Consider the following 13,822-nt stretch of genomic DNA (forward strand, 5'->3'; position numbering starts at 1 on the left):
GAGTAGGGGCATTGCAGTGACACGCGGTTTCATAGAGCGGGACGGGACAGGGCTACATTTTGTGGAGTGTGGCTCTGGTCCCACCGTCCTCCTTTTGCATGGGCTGGCGGGGGAGTCGGGCGAGTTTGCCGCGACCATGACCGCCCTGTCGGCTGACTATCGGGTGGTTGCCATGGACCAGCGTGGACATGGCAGAAGCACCCGCCGGCCCATGGATCTGTCTCGCGATGTGTTTGTGCAGGACGTAGTTTCCCTGATGCAGAACGTCAGCCCAGGTGCCCCGGTCCACCTTGTTGGGCAGTCGATGGGAGCCCACACCGCGATGCTGACGGCGGCGCGGCGTCCCGACCTTGTTGCTTCGCTGGTACTCCTGGAGTCGGACGCCGGGTCAGGGAGCGAGCGTGATGCAATCAAAATCGGTGAGTATTTTGCCTCGTGGCCGGTCCCATTCCCAACGAGGGAGAGCGCGCAACGCTTTCTGGGTGATTCGCCGATTGCGAAGGCGTGGACAGGTGCATTGGAGCAACGCCACGAAGGCCTCTGTCCCCGGTTTGACGGGGACATCATGGTTGCCTGCATCCGCCACGTCATGGAGCCGCGGTGGGAGGAATGGGCTAGCGTTCAGGTGCCGGCCCTGGTCATCTATGCCGAGAATGGGATGTTTAGCGACGGACAGAAGGAATTGTTTGTTGGTCATCGGCCCGGGACGCAGAGGATTGATATCCCCAACTCCGGCCATGACGCGCACTTGGAACAGTCGGAAGCCTGGATCGGCGCACTTTCTGAGTTTTTGGGAGTAAGCCAGACTGCCGCACAGCAGTATTTGTTGGGGGAGTCCTAGCTGGGCAGCTGTCAGGAGTACTGGTCCAATAGTCGGTAGAAGGTGACACGGTCTGTGTCGATCGGTTGCACGCCGCAGCGGGCGAGGTAGCGTGCGGAGTGCTCCGGGCCGAACTGGGGATTCTGGGTGCTTTCGATGCTGCGGCTCGTCACGGCAAGGTCGGCGTACCGGTCTGCGCGCCCCAGGCGGCCGACATCAATCAGCCCAGCAACGGTGGACGTGGTGGGATTGATAATCACATTCGGAAGGCACAGGTCACCGTGGCAGACCACAAGATCTTCTTCATGGGGGATTGTGGCATACGAGGAGTCGAGAAGTTGCAACGAAGTCCCGGTTTGCCCAGATGCTCGGATGGCTGCTGGCATGGTGACGGCCAGACTCCGGTCGTAGGGGCAGTCTTCGATATCTAAGCCGTGCAGGATTTGGGTAATGTCGGCCAGGGTGTCTATCACTTTCTCGCGTTGGTCCGACGGCCATGCCGCGGCAGCCGATCGTCCGGGTACTTCCGTGGTGACCAACCAGGAATAGTCGTCTCGGGTTCCGTACTCGACAACTTCGGGAACGGGGAGTCCGGCGATGCCGAGCCAGCACAGCCGGTCCGCTTCAGCGTCCAGCTGGCCTCCTGTGGCAGAGACTTTAACGTAGAGGTTGCCTGGTCCCTCTAGTCGGTGAACTGTATCGCCGGAACAGCCGATGCTGATCGGGGTCCACTCATGGCGAGAGTACTTGTGCCGAAGTGCAGCCAGTGACTGATCGTGGGTCATCTCTTGATGGTAATGGGCGTGCCACAATGCGTTTCACCCGGGCTGGGGGCAAGGGCATTGCTTAGAATGAGGCATGGCCCAGCAATTGATACTCGTTAATGGCATTCCCGCAGCCGGGAAAACTACCTTGTCGAAGCAGTTAGGTGCAGATTTGGGCATTCCAGTCCTGTCCAAGGATGTGCTGATGGAATCGTTTGCTAATGCGACAGCTGCGACAGTGCCAAGTTCGCGGCTCGGGGCATTGGCCTCGGAGACCATGTGGCAGCTGGCCGGAATGATCAGTGGCAGTGTCATTGTCGAATCGTTTTGGTTGAAACGACGTGACTTGGACTACGCAAGGGCGGGCTTGGTGATCGCGGGCAACCCAGCTTTCGTGGAAATCTGGTGCGATGTGGTGCCCGAATTGGCCTGGGACCGGTATCAGGCACGAAGTCGGCACCCCATCCACCCAGCAGACGATGCTTTGGGTACCCGATGGAACGAATGGGTGGAAAATGCAGAACCACTTGCCCTGGGCTCAGTCATTACGGTAAGGACGGATGTGCCTGTGGATCTTGAGAAGCTGAACCGCCAAATTTCCACCCATCTTTTGGGCGAAATTCCGGCAAGTGTTGAGTTACTGAACTCGACTCCCAAAAGCGCCGATAATCTACATTATGTCAAGTGACTGGAATTCGACTGCCCGGCGGGCCCTGCTATGCGCATGAGCCGGCAGGAACTGTTTGTGAGTCGGCGAGTTGAATTCCGTTTACGTAGCCAGTGTGCGCTGGATAGCCGGCTACCGCCGTCGCCCGATCCTACCGGGATGATTTTGCATCCACCCTGCATCTCCGTCTAAACGTCGCAGGATCAGGACCCATCCGTGAACTTGCGTGTGCGATCGGTGGTCCGATCTGCGTCCACTCAACCTTGTCCCACTTGAAGTAGCGCCATCGAGCGGCGCTGGTCTAATGGGCCTCTCCCCCGCGACTTGATTCCTGGCTTACTTGATCGCTGGGGTAGCCTGACAGGTCAATCCAGTACCTGCGTTTGACGCCTAGTTCGGTGCTGCGTATGTCTTCAAGGACACCACCGTTTATCTCAATTGTTCGTGCCGAGGGCAGATTCCCCTCATCGCAGGTAAGCAATACCCGGCTCAGGCCGATGTTGCTGGCGTGAGGGAGGATAGCTTTGAGGGCCCAGGTCGCCACGCCACGCCGGCGAGCTGTTGGCCGGATGTTATAGCCGATGTGGCCGACTGCTTCGAGCATGAAAGGTGTTAGAACGTGCCGGAGTTCGATAGCTCCGAGGTAAGTGTCGTGCTTCACTATCCAGAATCTGCTCGCGGTCACTTGCACGCCACCGAACAGCATCGCAGGATCAGCGGGCATAGTCAGGCGTTCGATCCAGGCCTCGAAGTCCTTAGTCGTTTCGAACCGGTCGCCAGGGCGGATGCCCGAGCCGTCCTGGTGACCGTCGGGCCACTCTCTCTTAGCTTCAACCCATGACTTATGAAAGGTGACGGTCGGTTCGACAAGTTTGAGCATGAAATGCAGCCTATCAACGTTCCCGCAAACATCCATTGACATCATTGAGGCAAGTGCATTCAAAGGGGCGAATGGGAATTGATCGGCGGTATGCACTCATACCGCTTGTGTGAGGGCGGCCATGGGGGAAGGCATGACGGTGTTCCAGAGCGAACTGGCGTGTCCGCGGTTGCGGGCACTGAGTTCTTCGAGGTACCAGTCTTGGCCGAGGAGCTGCTTGACCCGGGGGAACGGCCTCGCCGTCGGGGCCACTGTAATAGTGCACCTTCTTCCGGCTTCCGGTTGCCGTCGGTGACCATCTGGAACATGACCTCGGCAGTACCGGCAGGGTCGGAGCGGACGAGGTTGAGCGAGGCGAAGGAGGCCCAGCCGGACTCATAGTCAGCTGGGACATTCTCAGCGGGGTCAACTTTGCTGAAGATCTTTGTCTCGTGGCTACCCGGGTGAAGTGCTTTGACCTGGACGCCGAACTCCGCGAGCTCCGCATGCAGCCCCTCGGTCAGCGACGCGACGGCTGCTTTCGATGCCTGGTACACGGACGTGTACGGGTATCCGCCGTCTGCACTGATCGAGCTAACATTCACGATGACGCCGGAGCGCTGCTCACGGAGAATCGGGATGAATGCCCTATTGACGGCGATCAGGCCGAACACGTTGGTCTGGAACTGACGGTGCACCTGGTCCATGGTGCTGGCCTCCAACGGTCCACCCTGGAAGTAACCAGCGTTGTTAATGACCGCGTCAATGCGCCCAAACTGCGACAGCGCCAGCTCACCGAATTCAGAGTCCGCCGTTTCGTCGTCGACGTCAAGCAACAACGTCGCAACGTTCGGGAACGGGTGGTGTGCAGTCAAGTTGGATTCCTTGCGAACGGTCGCGACGACGTTCCAACCGGAGCGGGCGAATCGGGCTACGGCGAGCTGTCCGAATCCGCTGGAGGTGCCGGTGATGACAATGGTGGGCGTTTGCATGGCGGGCCTTTCGGTGAACATGTACTGGTAGTGCAACGGTGTTGCACTACCAGTACAGCGCACGACCAGCAATAGCGCAACCCTGTTGCAGTATGCTTGCAATATGGCGATAAACACCTTCGAGCGAGCGCGCTCCGTCTCCGCAAAGCAGGAGCGTGAGGAAGCGATCTTGGGCTCCGCCGCGGAGTTGGCCCTTCGTCATGGGATCCGCAACGTCACGCTGACGGACATTGCCACCGGCGTCGGCATGCATAAGTCGACCATGCTGCGCTACTTCGAAACCCGCGAGGAGATCTTCCTGCGCCTGGCGACAAGAGGCTGGATCGAATGGTCTGCCGCCGTCACCGTTCAACTGGACGGCATCGAGGTAGGTGAGGGTATCGGTTGCACGCCCCAGGAAGCAGCGGCGATCCTTGCTTCGACGCTGATCGCTCAGCCCCTGTTCTGTGAGTTGCTCGCCCACATCCCACTCAACCTCGAAAGGGGCGTGTCCCTCCCGGTAGTCAAGGAATTCAAACTCATCGCGATTGACGCGGCCGCTCGGGTCGCGACGGGGCTCCGTGGGCTACTCCCCCTCGATTCCGTCCAGGCCGGGAACGTCGTTGCGACTGCGACCGCGATGACTGGAGCCCTCTGGCAGATGGCGGCACCTGGCACCGCCCTCCGCAGCCTCTACGACAGCGACCCGGAACTCGCACACGCCCGCATCGATGTCGAGCCCCGATTGGCCAACATACTCGAAGGCCTACTCGCGGGATACTGCGGCCGCTGAACCGGGTAGCGCAAGCAGTTCGGCCCGACCTGAAACGACCACGCAGCCGGTCCATTTACCCGCCATGGTCGATGTCCAGTTCCGGCCTTGCAGATTTCCGGCCGCGGACACGCCGTGCTAAGCATCAGGCTAAATTGGTGGACTCCGCGCCGTCAAAGGGCGCCTCTTGAAGGACGCTATGCGGGAGGAGCGTTGAGGTGGGTGCTAGTCCCCTGTTGCATTCTAAGAATTTGATGCCTGGTGGATACGGTTGGGGAATGATCAATCCGTCGCGCGCAACTACCACTGATATGGCTGAAACTTCAGAGTTCCTGCGCGTCGCTGATCTGACACTGAGTGGTCTCGATTCGCCGTCGGTGCACCTGTGGATCTGCCGGGATAAAACTACGGGACATATCTTCGCAACGACTGGGTATGAAAGCAGCGAGGATGGCGGCCATGCCCTCATCCGAAGCGTTGCCGTTGATCCGGGACTTCGCGGTTCAGGAATTGGGTTAGAACTTGCCCACTTCGCGATGGAACGAGCACTGGAGGCTGGCGCCAAACGGGCCTGGCTGTTTAGCCGCAGATCTGGCCCGTTCTGGCAGAAGGTCGGATTCACGACAGCAGACACCAAAGACCTAGCGGAGGCACTCGTCTCAACTCACCAGGTCCAACTATTTACTGAAACTGGCCAACTCGGACGTGAAGTTGCCTGGACCAGGCAGCTCTGACACACCTTCCGTCTCTGCAGTGCAAGGCATTCCTCAGCCGCAGAAGGGAGCTATGGCAGGATATTGGGGTGAAGAACTTGGATGACAACTTCCAGCTGGTCGTAAGCCTTGAGCCCAGCGCGGTCAGTGAGGCCGCGCTGATTTGGGCCCGCGCCACAGCCCTACGCGATGAACTGCCGGCGCCAGCAACAGGTGAGGAAAAAGTGCCTGGGATCAAACGGCGCCTGGACATCGAAGGGTCCAAGCTGCTCATTGCCAGACGAGACGAGACCTGCGTTGCATTCACACTATTTGCCCCGCGCAAAAAAAGTCTGGAAATCTTCTATCTCGCCGTGGATCCAGATTCGTGGGGCAGCGGCGTGGCAAGTACCTTGCTCTTCGGTGCGGAAGACTATGCCCGAGGTATCTGTCGGGCCGCTCTGGAACTGTGGGTTATTGATGACAACGAGCGTGCCCTCAATGTCTATGCACGGTTTGGTTTTGTGGACACCGAGGAGGCGAAGGTTGACGAATCTTCTGGGCGAATCGAACGACGACTAGTCAAGCAAATCTGATTCTTGATCCGTTGCTGCATTGGCTTCACCGGCGCTCCCTCGCTGAGGGTCCACTACGCAATTCTTGCCAGGAGTGCGTCCTCGAGAGGCAGCAGACATCATGACCTGCGATGCGCACTAGGCTGCTGCATCCTCAAGGACTGCTTCCGCCCGCTCAGGGCTACCCTCGGCGAGGCCACGGTCGATTGACCGTCGGGATGCGAGCCACATTGCGAGTCCTGTGACGAGCACGGCAACCTCAGTCACTGTCAGCGCCCAAATGATGCCGGCAAGGCCGAACCAGAGGTTGCCCAGGAGCACTACGGGGATGAACAGGATGCCCTGAGTCACCGACATTACGGTTGCTGCCATGGCACGTCCCGTGGCCTGGAAGAGCGAGGTAATGAGGCCTGTGAATCCGTTGGCGATCATCGCGACAAGCTGGGCTGTGAGGACGACGACGCCGATCGGGAGAACTGACGGGTCGGCCACGAACATGGTGAATACCTGGTCACGAAAAATGAAGATGAACCCCGAAGCGACCACGGCGATGCCACCAACCGTGATGGCGGATATGCGCAGAGCTGAGGAGAGGCGTTCCCGGTCCCCCTTGCCGTAGGCGTAGGCGAGCAGAGGAAGGACGCCGAAAGTGACGCCCATAATGAGGAACTCCGGGACCTGGGCGATGCGAACGGCGACACCCATGGCCGCCAGCGGGCCGTCGCCGTAGGCGGCAGCGAGGTTGTTGAGTATCAGAGCGGTGACAATGAGGAAAGCGGACTGCAGCAGGGTTCCGATTCCCACCCCCAGGACCGGCTTCAGTACGGTGGGTGAGAGTGTGAACCAGCGCGGAGCCAGGCTAACGTGTTCGCTGTTTTTGGTCAGCCAGATAGCAAAGTACAGAACCATGCCAAGGTTTGCCAGTCCCGTTGCCAGTGCGGCTCCGGCAACTCCCCAGTGCAGCACGAGGATGAACAAGAGGTCCAGTAGGAGGTTCACGATCGTGGAAGCGATCAGCCCGTTCATTACCTGTCGGGACGCCCCCTCGGCACGGACCAACTGTTCCAGACAAACTGCTGCTGCGAGCACGGGTACAAAGGCGAACAAGACACCCACGAACGCGCTAGTCGGGGGCACCGTGGCGCCGTTCGCTCCGAGTAAGGAGACAATCGGGTTCAGTAGCACCAGGCCGACGCCGCCGATCACGGCCCCCACCCCAATGGCGCCCCACAAAGAGAACGATGCAACGCGCTTGATCTCGCCGGCTTTGGCTGGGTCTTGCTCGGCTGTGCCGAGCAGACGCGAGATGAGCGCACCGCCTCCGACACCGAACACATTGCCGATCCCCATGACCAGGCCCAGGATCGGGGAACCAAGTGTGATTGCGGCAAGCAGGGCGGTGTTGTGCAGCGAACCGATGACACCGGCATTGATGAGGTTGTAGATGGCTCCGACGATCATCGCGGCCGCCATGGGTACACACAGATGTAGGAGTGCGCGGACGATAGGTGCGTTAGACAGGTACCAGCGGTTGCTGCCAACGCCTCCGGGTGGGGGTTCTTGAATGGTTGCGGCTCTCATGACCGTTCCTTTCCAGGCAGGTTTGAGCACGCGCCGACGGTCGCCGGCACGACGAAGAGATACTTTTTGTTTGGTGGGCAGACGTGCCCTGTTTGCTACCGGATCGGCTGCGGGAGTTCCGCGGTGATCTTCACAAGTAGCGCGTGGAGCGAGGCCCGTTCAGTCTGATTCAAGGGAGCGAGGATCGTTTGCTCGGTGGCGGCCATCGCGGTGTCGAACCCGCTGATGAGCTCGACGCCGGATTCTGTGGCGTACACGAATTTGCTGCGCTCATTGCCCGCTTCGGTGCGGCGTTCAATGAGTTCACGCGCCTCGAGTCCCTGCAGGAGACTCGAGACACTCGCCGCCGTCGTGCGGGTCACTTTTGCGATTTCACGCTGGATCGTGCCCGGGTTTTGGACCAGGTAACCGAGAACGAAACTCTGGGGGTGGGTCAGCTCGCGTTCACGGATCCACTCCTCCCCCGCTTTCATCTGCGCCCAACCCACCCAGCGCATGAGTTCAAGGGTTGTTGTGATTGGCGCGCCATCTGTTTCCATAATTAGAACTGTAACCATTAGAACTCAAACTGTCAATGTTCTAACTGAAGTCCAGACGCATGGATGAATAGTCAGGGTCTTTCCCTGATGCTGGATCCAGCCTTGAGTTGTGGCTCGGGCTACTATGGGCGGATGGCCCACAATGAAGAGCCTCTTTCAGGGGGCAATGCCTCCGAGGCGGTAGTGCGCGTTGGTATGACCGTCCGTAAACCCTGGCTGAAGAGCACGCCATCCGTCCATAGATTTATGCACTACTTGCACGAGAATGGGCTCAGTAGCATCCCCCGCCCGATGGGTCGGGATCCACAGGGTCGCCAAATCACTGAGTTCATTCCTGGCAGGCTTGCCCCCGACGACAGGCCGCTAGCGTTGAAGGACTTGACGGAAATTGGCGAACAAATACGCCAAATCCACGACATTGCAAGCGGTTTCTCAACAGCCGCAGAAGAAACCTGGACCACTCTGATTCCGGCACCAGACGCGGACCTCATCTGCCATAACGATCTGGCGCCCTGGAATTTCATCATGGGCGACCGACAAGCATTCATCGACTGGGATGGTGCAGGACCGAGCACCCGGCTCTGGGACCTCGCGTATGCTGCCCAATCCTTCGGTTTTCTCGTAGCCGGCCAGGATCCCTACGAAGCCGCCCAACGTCTGCGGACATTGGTTGTTGATGGCTACAAGGCCGACGCCGGACTGCGATCGGGGCTCCCTGTCGCCATGGGCGAGCGTACTCAGGCGATGTACGATTTCCTGGGCGCGGCGCACCGCGATGACTTCCAGCCATGGGGTGAAATGTTCCTGAACGGACATGGTCACCATTGGGACGAGGCCTCAAAGTTCGTTCGGAAACACCAATCACTTTGGATGGCGGCACTGCGGACCTAGAGGTTGCAATTGAGCGAATGAGATTGAGGGAGCGAGCAAACGGCACCTACCATTACTGGCCCATGCCGCACGGGCACGGTGACACTTCAGGCCCCATGCCGCAACTGCCGCAGGCGAATCTGGCAGTACACGGCGTTGCCGGCAAAGGTCAGGGCGCCAACAAGGGCCAGCCAGAAACTGAGTATTGGCCGGTTGCCAGTCTCGCTCATACGCAGGGCGGCCCATCCCAGCCAGTAGACGGTGACCGCAATAGACCAATTGCGCTCAGTTCGAAGGTCCCTTGAGCTGCGGGCCCGCCTCCTAAACCAAGTCATGACCGCAGCCTAGCAGACACGGATTCTTGGCTGAAGAGAAGCTGGCGGTCCAAGTGCGCCGACGTCGTCAGTTAGCTTGGAGCGCGGTCTTGAGAAGCGTGATCGCATCGATGTCACTAAGATTCAGCGCCCGAATCTGCTGGACATACTCTTCGGCAGCCTTCTGGCCGCGGCTCCGATCGGTCGTGTGGTCTGCGATGAAGGTGCCGTGGCGACCGCGGGTTTCTACGGCACCGTTCAGTTCAAGTTCACGATACGCGCGTGCCACGGTGTTGGGCGCGAGTCCAAGATCGGCTGCAAGTTTTCGAACGGTGGGCAGGCGCGTCTGTGGCAAGAGACCTCCGGCCCGGATGAGTTCGATCACCTGGACTCGAATTTGTTCAAACGGCGGCACCGCGGAGCGGGGATTGATGAGGATCATCCCGACCCGGTTCCTGTGGCGTCGACCGTTGAGAAGGTGAAGTTGGGCCACAAGCGGTAGCGGAAGTAGCTGTAGGCACCGCCAAAGCTAAAGAGATACAACGCCGCAATGTAACCCCAATTGAACAATTGCGGAGCAATAAAACTCCCGTCCGTGCTGCCCGTAGAGTCAAACGCATTGATGAGTCCATTCCCCACGGCAGCGATGGCGAGCCATGAGGTGAGGGTAGCAAGCAACGCCAATTTCCGAAGGGTCTCGGCCCGCAAGGCATCGTCCCAAGCGAGCTCAAGAACGTCCGTAACGGGTTGAGGCTGCTGAAGAGCCCGGCTGGCCAGCACGGCGGAGCCGCACAACACCAACAAGGCGATCAGGAGAATTGGCAGTTCTTGGCTTTGACCGAAGGCGCCCACCTCAATCACGCCAAACAGGCCAAGGGCCAAGACCAGCGCGCCGAACAGGACTGCCAGCAGCAAAAGCACTGGGGGCACCCACAAGCGCACAGGGCTGATGTAGTCGCCAAGGGAAACCGCCTCCGCTCGGGCCAACCTTGGAGTACCCGGTGGCTGCCGAAATAGGGTGTCCCGCAAAGCAACACAAACATCAAAGGCAGTTGTCCCTATGAAGACTGTAGGCAGTACAACCGTCCACGCAAACGTCACGGTGAACGAGGAAGGACTGAAGAAGAGAATGCCCGCTGAAACCACCAGGCCAGCCAAGGCCCCGGTCGAAGCAGCAATCGCACTCCGTCTGAGCCTGCGTCGTAGCGAATCAGCCACCTTTTGAGAGCCCATCGGCAAGCCAACGTGGTGCCAGAATCGAAGCACCTGTTTCTGCTGAGACCGTTCCGTCTGCACCATCACAATCATGCCGACATTAAGCAGCGCCAGCCCACCAAGGATTAGCCACGTGATTCCGGGTTCTAGTGTCATGCGAATCCCTTTGTTTGACCTTTGTATCAATGTAGCATTACAAAAGATCTGTGTCGATCGGCTGTTTTCACAAACTCCCGGAGCCAAGTTCTCCGCTCAGTGGTGCCATCGGGCTCCGTTGAGTAGCCCGAATGGCGACTTGGCGTGAACCGCATCCGGTGCTGCATTTCAGGTAGACCACCCGCCCCTCGGAGGTGGTGTGGGCAGATTCGACCAGCCAGCTGTGTTCGTGGGTGATGGTCGTGGCAGTGAATTCTTGATCGCCTGTGGCAGTTGTAAGTGTCATGGTGACCACTATGCTGTAATGGTCTTATGCATCTCAACCCTTACGGCGAATACGCTGTTCTGCTTGCGGCTTCCTTGGCCAACAATTTTCCGGCGGATCGGGCGGGTTTGGTGGCCCGCACACGTGAGTTTGGCATGACCATGGATTTTGCGTCTTCACCCGATGACCACGCTTTGGTGCGGCTGGTCATCGATGACTGGCTCGCCGTCGTTGACGCTCGCGACCCGCAAGAGCGTGCAGTTCTCCTCAACGCCCAGATGGCCACGGCCGCCGCCTATCCGCGGCTCACCGAGCACAATGGCGAAGGCTGGCACCTGCACTACCGCGACCAGGATCAGGGCCTGCCAACAGTTCTGCTGGCAATCTTCAGCGTAGGCACGGCACTCCACCTGACCACGCGCGGAATGCACCGGCTTGGGCGTTGCGCGGCCGGTGACTCACCCGGGGACCCCTGCAACGCCGTGGTCGTTGACGTCACTCGCAACGGGCGCCAACAGTACTGCTCCGTGCGATGCGCCAACCGCGCCGCTGTCCGCCGACATCGGGCACGGACTTCCTCTTCGGCGTAGCCGATCGCAGGTATCCTCGCCGCAGTTGAGTAACGCTAGGCGTGGCCGGCTTCACGCATTTGGCGCAGTTCCTTCTTTAGATCCTGGACCTCGTCGCGGAGACGGGCGGCCAGCTCGAAGTGGAGATCGGAGGCCGCGGCATGCATTTGCGCGGTCAGGTCCTCGATCAAGGTGACGAGTGCTTCGGCCGGGCGGGCGGCCAGGCCGTCGGCCCGCACTGCCTTCTTCTTCCCTGCACCTTCGCGTTTGAGGCGTGCCTCCTCCAGTAGTGCAGCCGTATCGGCATCCTCCCTGGCCAATTGATCGGTGATGTCGGCAATCTTCTTGCGCAGTGGCTGCGGATCAATGCCGCGTTCGGTGTTGTAGGCGACCTGAATTTCGCGGCGCCGGTTGGTCTCATCGATGGCGAACTGCATGGACGCGGTGATCCTGTCCGCGTACATGTGCACCTCGCCGGAGACGTTACGAGCCGCACGCCCGATGGTCTGGATTAGGGACGTGGCCGAGCGCAGGAAGCCTTCCTTGTCGGCGTCCAGGATGCTCACCAGGGATACTTCCGGAAGGTCAAGGCCCTCACGGAGAAGGTTGATACCCACCAGCACGTCAAAGACTCCCATGCGCAGTTCACGCAGCAGTTCAACGCGCCGCAGTGTGTCGACGTCGGAGTGCAGGTATTGGACCTTGATGCCGTTGCCTAGCAGGTAGTCGGTGAGGTCCTCGGACATGCGCTTGGTCAATGTGGTGACCAGGACGCGCTCATTCTTGGCAGTCCGCTTCCGGATTTCTCCGAGGAGATCGTTGATCTGATCCTTTGAGGGCTTGACGATGATTTCCGGGTCAATCAAACCCGTGGGACGGATGATCTGCTGCACGTAACCGTCTGCCTTGGCCAGCTCGTACTTGCCAGGCGTGGCGGACATGTAGACGGTCTGCCCAATGCGTTCCAGGAACTCGTCCCATTTCAGGGGCCTGTTGTCCATGGCCGAGGGCAGCCGGAAGCCGTGGTCCACCAGGGTCCGCTTGCGGGACATATCGCCCTCATACATGGCCCCAATCTGCGGAACCGTGACATGGGATTCGTCAATGACCAGCAGGAAGTCGTCGGGGAAGTAGTCGATGAGGCAGTGGGGTGCGCTCCCCTGTTCCCGCCCGTCAATGTGGCGCGAATAGTTCTCGATGCCGTTGCAGAAGCCCATCTGCTCCATCATTTCCAGGTCATAGGTGGTGCGCATGCGCAGCCGCTGGGCTTCAAGAAGCTTGTTTTGGCTTTCCAGTTCCTTGGTTCGCGTGGCCAGCTCGTCCTCAATTTGCTTGACGGCTCGGGCCATGCGCTCGGGTCCGGCCACATAGTGCGAGGCCGGGAAAACGTACATCTCGTTTTCTTCCCGGATGATCTCTCCGGTCAGGGGATGCAGGGTGTAGATGTTCTCGATCTCGTCGCCAAAGAACTCCACCCGGATGGCTTGTTCCTCATACATGGGGATGATCTCAACGGTGTCTCCCCTGACCCGGAAGGTGCCACGGTGGAAGTCAATGTCATTGCGGGTGTACTGCATACTGACGAACTTGCGCAACAGGTCGTCACGGTTCATCTGGTCACCGCGGGTCAATGTCACCATGCCGGCAACGTATTCCTCCGGGGTCCCCAGGCCGTAGATGCAGGAGACGGTGGCGACGACGATGACGTCGCGGCGGGTCAGCAGCGCATTGGTTGCCGAGTGGCGCAGGCGCTCGACCTCCTCATTGACGGAGGAGTCCTTTTCGATGAAGGTGTCCGACTGTGGCACATACGCTTCGGGCTGGTAGTAGTCGTAGTAGGAGACGAAGTACTCAACGGCGTTATTGGGAAGCAGCTCCCGAAACTCATTGGCCAGCTGGGCGGCGAGTGTTTTATTTTGCACCAGGACCAGCGTGGGCCGCTGCACTTGTTCAATGAGCCACGCGGCAGTGGCCGACTTTCCTGTTCCCGTGGCACCAAGCAGGACGATGTCTTTTTCGCCATTGTTGATGCGCTCGGTAAGTTCCTTGATGGCTGCCGGTTGATCACCTGCTGGCTGGAAGTCACTGATGACCTCAAAAGGGGCGACAACGCGATTTATCTCTTGGGCAAGACTCATGGGGTTAACGCTACCCCCGATGGAACCGATTAGAACACCTGATCGAAAACTGTGA

17 protein-coding genes are annotated in these 13,822 nt (G+C 59.4%); 7 read left to right on the forward strand and 10 right to left on the reverse strand.

The window, feature by feature from the left end:
• Positions 1 to 16: 16 nt before the first annotated feature.
• Positions 17 to 841: an alpha/beta fold hydrolase gene (locus CXQ94_RS16005; RefSeq protein ID WP_104091581.1), complete on the forward strand. Its 825-nt coding sequence runs from the start codon at positions 17 to 19 to the stop codon at positions 839 to 841.
• 11 nt (positions 842 to 852) lie between these two features.
• Here the strand turns inward: CXQ94_RS16005 and CXQ94_RS16010 are convergent, their stop codons facing one another.
• On the reverse strand, positions 853 to 1,605 hold the full coding sequence (locus tag CXQ94_RS16010) for an APH(3') family aminoglycoside O-phosphotransferase (RefSeq protein ID WP_104091582.1): 753 nt from the start codon (positions 1,603 to 1,605) through the stop codon (positions 853 to 855).
• A gap of 73 nt (positions 1,606 to 1,678) precedes the next feature.
• On the opposite strand from CXQ94_RS16010, the gene CXQ94_RS16015 reads away from it, so the two are divergent.
• The gene (locus tag CXQ94_RS16015) at positions 1,679 to 2,272 is read left to right on the forward strand and encodes an AAA family ATPase (RefSeq protein WP_104091583.1); all 594 of its coding nucleotides are present in this window, start codon (positions 1,679 to 1,681) and stop codon (positions 2,270 to 2,272) included.
• 280 nt (positions 2,273 to 2,552) lie between these two features.
• Here the strand turns inward: CXQ94_RS16015 and CXQ94_RS16020 are convergent, their stop codons facing one another.
• On the reverse strand, positions 2,553 to 3,131 hold the full coding sequence (locus tag CXQ94_RS16020; RefSeq protein ID WP_104091638.1) for a GNAT family N-acetyltransferase: 579 nt from the start codon (positions 3,129 to 3,131) through the stop codon (positions 2,553 to 2,555).
• Between the two features lie 59 nt (positions 3,132 to 3,190).
• Positions 3,191 to 4,102, reverse strand: a complete 912-nt coding sequence (locus CXQ94_RS16025; RefSeq protein WP_219817069.1) for an SDR family oxidoreductase — start codon at positions 4,100 to 4,102, stop codon at positions 3,191 to 3,193.
• Positions 4,103 to 4,205: 103 nt separating this feature from the next.
• On the opposite strand from CXQ94_RS16025, the gene CXQ94_RS16030 reads away from it, so the two are divergent.
• The 3 genes from CXQ94_RS16030 (at position 4,206) to CXQ94_RS16040 (ending at position 6,141) form a co-directional block, all read left to right on the forward strand.
• A complete protein-coding gene (locus CXQ94_RS16030) occupies positions 4,206 to 4,874 on the forward strand; it encodes a TetR/AcrR family transcriptional regulator (protein WP_104091584.1) in 669 nt (222 codons plus the stop codon).
• Between the two features lie 290 nt (positions 4,875 to 5,164).
• A complete protein-coding gene (locus CXQ94_RS16035; RefSeq protein ID WP_258067129.1) occupies positions 5,165 to 5,587 on the forward strand; it encodes a GNAT family N-acetyltransferase in 423 nt (140 codons plus the stop codon).
• 68 nt (positions 5,588 to 5,655) lie between these two features.
• Positions 5,656 to 6,141: a GNAT family N-acetyltransferase gene (locus CXQ94_RS16040; RefSeq protein WP_181034254.1), complete on the forward strand. Its 486-nt coding sequence runs from the start codon at positions 5,656 to 5,658 to the stop codon at positions 6,139 to 6,141.
• Positions 6,142 to 6,258: 117 nt separating this feature from the next.
• Here CXQ94_RS16040 and CXQ94_RS16045 read toward each other — a convergent pair whose 3' ends face one another.
• Together CXQ94_RS16045 and CXQ94_RS16050 are read right to left on the reverse strand one after the other, a co-directional pair.
• Complete coding sequence (locus CXQ94_RS16045; RefSeq protein ID WP_104091587.1) at positions 6,259 to 7,701, reverse strand: MATE family efflux transporter; 1,443 nt, start codon at positions 7,699 to 7,701, stop codon at positions 6,259 to 6,261.
• A 95-nt stretch (positions 7,702 to 7,796) separates the two neighbouring features.
• Positions 7,797 to 8,240: a MarR family winged helix-turn-helix transcriptional regulator gene (locus CXQ94_RS16050; RefSeq protein ID WP_219817070.1), complete on the reverse strand. Its 444-nt coding sequence runs from the start codon at positions 8,238 to 8,240 to the stop codon at positions 7,797 to 7,799.
• Positions 8,241 to 8,531: 291 nt separating this feature from the next.
• Here CXQ94_RS16050 and CXQ94_RS16055 point away from each other — a divergent pair, with 291 nt between their 5' ends.
• Positions 8,532 to 9,131, forward strand: coding sequence for a phosphotransferase (locus CXQ94_RS16055; RefSeq protein ID WP_306418913.1), 600 nt, complete (start codon positions 8,532 to 8,534; stop codon positions 9,129 to 9,131).
• Positions 9,132 to 9,217: 86 nt separating this feature from the next.
• Here the strand turns inward: CXQ94_RS16055 and CXQ94_RS22240 are convergent, their stop codons facing one another.
• The 4 genes from CXQ94_RS22240 to CXQ94_RS16070 all read right to left on the reverse strand — a co-directional run bounded on the left by CXQ94_RS22240 (position 9,218) and on the right by CXQ94_RS16070 (position 11,081).
• A complete protein-coding gene (locus tag CXQ94_RS22240) occupies positions 9,218 to 9,445 on the reverse strand; it encodes a hypothetical protein (RefSeq protein ID WP_146070331.1) in 228 nt (75 codons plus the stop codon).
• A 67-nt stretch (positions 9,446 to 9,512) separates the two neighbouring features.
• On the reverse strand, positions 9,513 to 9,866 hold the full coding sequence (locus CXQ94_RS16060) for a GntR family transcriptional regulator (protein ID WP_104091588.1): 354 nt from the start codon (positions 9,864 to 9,866) through the stop codon (positions 9,513 to 9,515).
• Positions 9,863 to 10,795, reverse strand: a complete 933-nt coding sequence (locus CXQ94_RS16065; protein ID WP_104091589.1) for a hypothetical protein — start codon at positions 10,793 to 10,795, stop codon at positions 9,863 to 9,865. Before CXQ94_RS16065 ends, CXQ94_RS16060 begins: the two co-directional genes overlap by 4 nt.
• Before the next feature lie 67 nt (positions 10,796 to 10,862).
• A complete protein-coding gene (locus CXQ94_RS16070) occupies positions 10,863 to 11,081 on the reverse strand; it encodes a hypothetical protein (protein ID WP_104091641.1) in 219 nt (72 codons plus the stop codon).
• A 26-nt stretch (positions 11,082 to 11,107) separates the two neighbouring features.
• Here CXQ94_RS16070 and CXQ94_RS16075 point away from each other — a divergent pair, with 26 nt between their 5' ends.
• A complete protein-coding gene (locus CXQ94_RS16075; protein WP_104091590.1) occupies positions 11,108 to 11,650 on the forward strand; it encodes a CGNR zinc finger domain-containing protein in 543 nt (180 codons plus the stop codon).
• A 35-nt stretch (positions 11,651 to 11,685) separates the two neighbouring features.
• Here the strand turns inward: CXQ94_RS16075 and uvrB are convergent, their stop codons facing one another.
• The gene (uvrB, locus tag CXQ94_RS16080) at positions 11,686 to 13,767 is read right to left on the reverse strand and encodes an excinuclease ABC subunit UvrB (protein WP_104091591.1); all 2,082 of its coding nucleotides are present in this window, start codon (positions 13,765 to 13,767) and stop codon (positions 11,686 to 11,688) included.
• Positions 13,768 to 13,822 lie beyond the last annotated feature (55 nt).

The sequence above is a fragment of the Arthrobacter sp. GMC3 genome (genome assembly GCF_002929305.1).
Taxonomy (GTDB): Bacteria; Actinomycetota; Actinomycetes; order Actinomycetales; family Micrococcaceae; genus Specibacter.

Excerpts from the sequence above, each read along its gene's own strand:
- CXQ94_RS16010 (WP_104091582.1), bottom strand. The coding sequence starts at position 1,605 with ATGACCCACGATCAGTCACTGGCTGCACTTCGGCACAAGTACTCTCGC.
- CXQ94_RS16015 (WP_104091583.1), top strand. The coding sequence starts at position 1,679 with ATGGCCCAGCAATTGATACTCGTTAATGGCATTCCCGCAGCCGGGAAA.
- CXQ94_RS16020 (WP_104091638.1), bottom strand. The coding sequence starts at position 3,131 with ATGCTCAAACTTGTCGAACCGACCGTCACCTTTCATAAGTCATGGGTT.
- CXQ94_RS16025 (WP_219817069.1), bottom strand. The coding sequence starts at position 4,102 with ATGCAAACGCCCACCATTGTCATCACCGGCACCTCCAGCGGATTCGGA.
- CXQ94_RS16030 (WP_104091584.1), top strand. The coding sequence starts at position 4,206 with ATGGCGATAAACACCTTCGAGCGAGCGCGCTCCGTCTCCGCAAAGCAG.
- CXQ94_RS16035 (WP_258067129.1), top strand. The coding sequence starts at position 5,165 with ATGGCTGAAACTTCAGAGTTCCTGCGCGTCGCTGATCTGACACTGAGT.
- CXQ94_RS16045 (WP_104091587.1), bottom strand. The coding sequence starts at position 7,701 with ATGAGAGCCGCAACCATTCAAGAACCCCCACCCGGAGGCGTTGGCAGC.
- CXQ94_RS16050 (WP_219817070.1), bottom strand. The coding sequence starts at position 8,240 with ATGGAAACAGATGGCGCGCCAATCACAACAACCCTTGAACTCATGCGC.
- CXQ94_RS16055 (WP_306418913.1), top strand. The coding sequence starts at position 8,532 with ATGGGTCGGGATCCACAGGGTCGCCAAATCACTGAGTTCATTCCTGGC.
- CXQ94_RS22240 (WP_146070331.1), bottom strand. The coding sequence starts at position 9,445 with ATGACTTGGTTTAGGAGGCGGGCCCGCAGCTCAAGGGACCTTCGAACT.
- CXQ94_RS16060 (WP_104091588.1), bottom strand. The coding sequence starts at position 9,866 with ATGATCCTCATCAATCCCCGCTCCGCGGTGCCGCCGTTTGAACAAATT.
- CXQ94_RS16065 (WP_104091589.1), bottom strand. The coding sequence starts at position 10,795 with ATGACACTAGAACCCGGAATCACGTGGCTAATCCTTGGTGGGCTGGCG.
- CXQ94_RS16070 (WP_104091641.1), bottom strand. The coding sequence starts at position 11,081 with ATGACACTTACAACTGCCACAGGCGATCAAGAATTCACTGCCACGACC.
- CXQ94_RS16075 (WP_104091590.1), top strand. The coding sequence starts at position 11,108 with ATGCATCTCAACCCTTACGGCGAATACGCTGTTCTGCTTGCGGCTTCC.
- uvrB (WP_104091591.1), bottom strand. The coding sequence starts at position 13,767 with ATGAGTCTTGCCCAAGAGATAAATCGCGTTGTCGCCCCTTTTGAGGTC.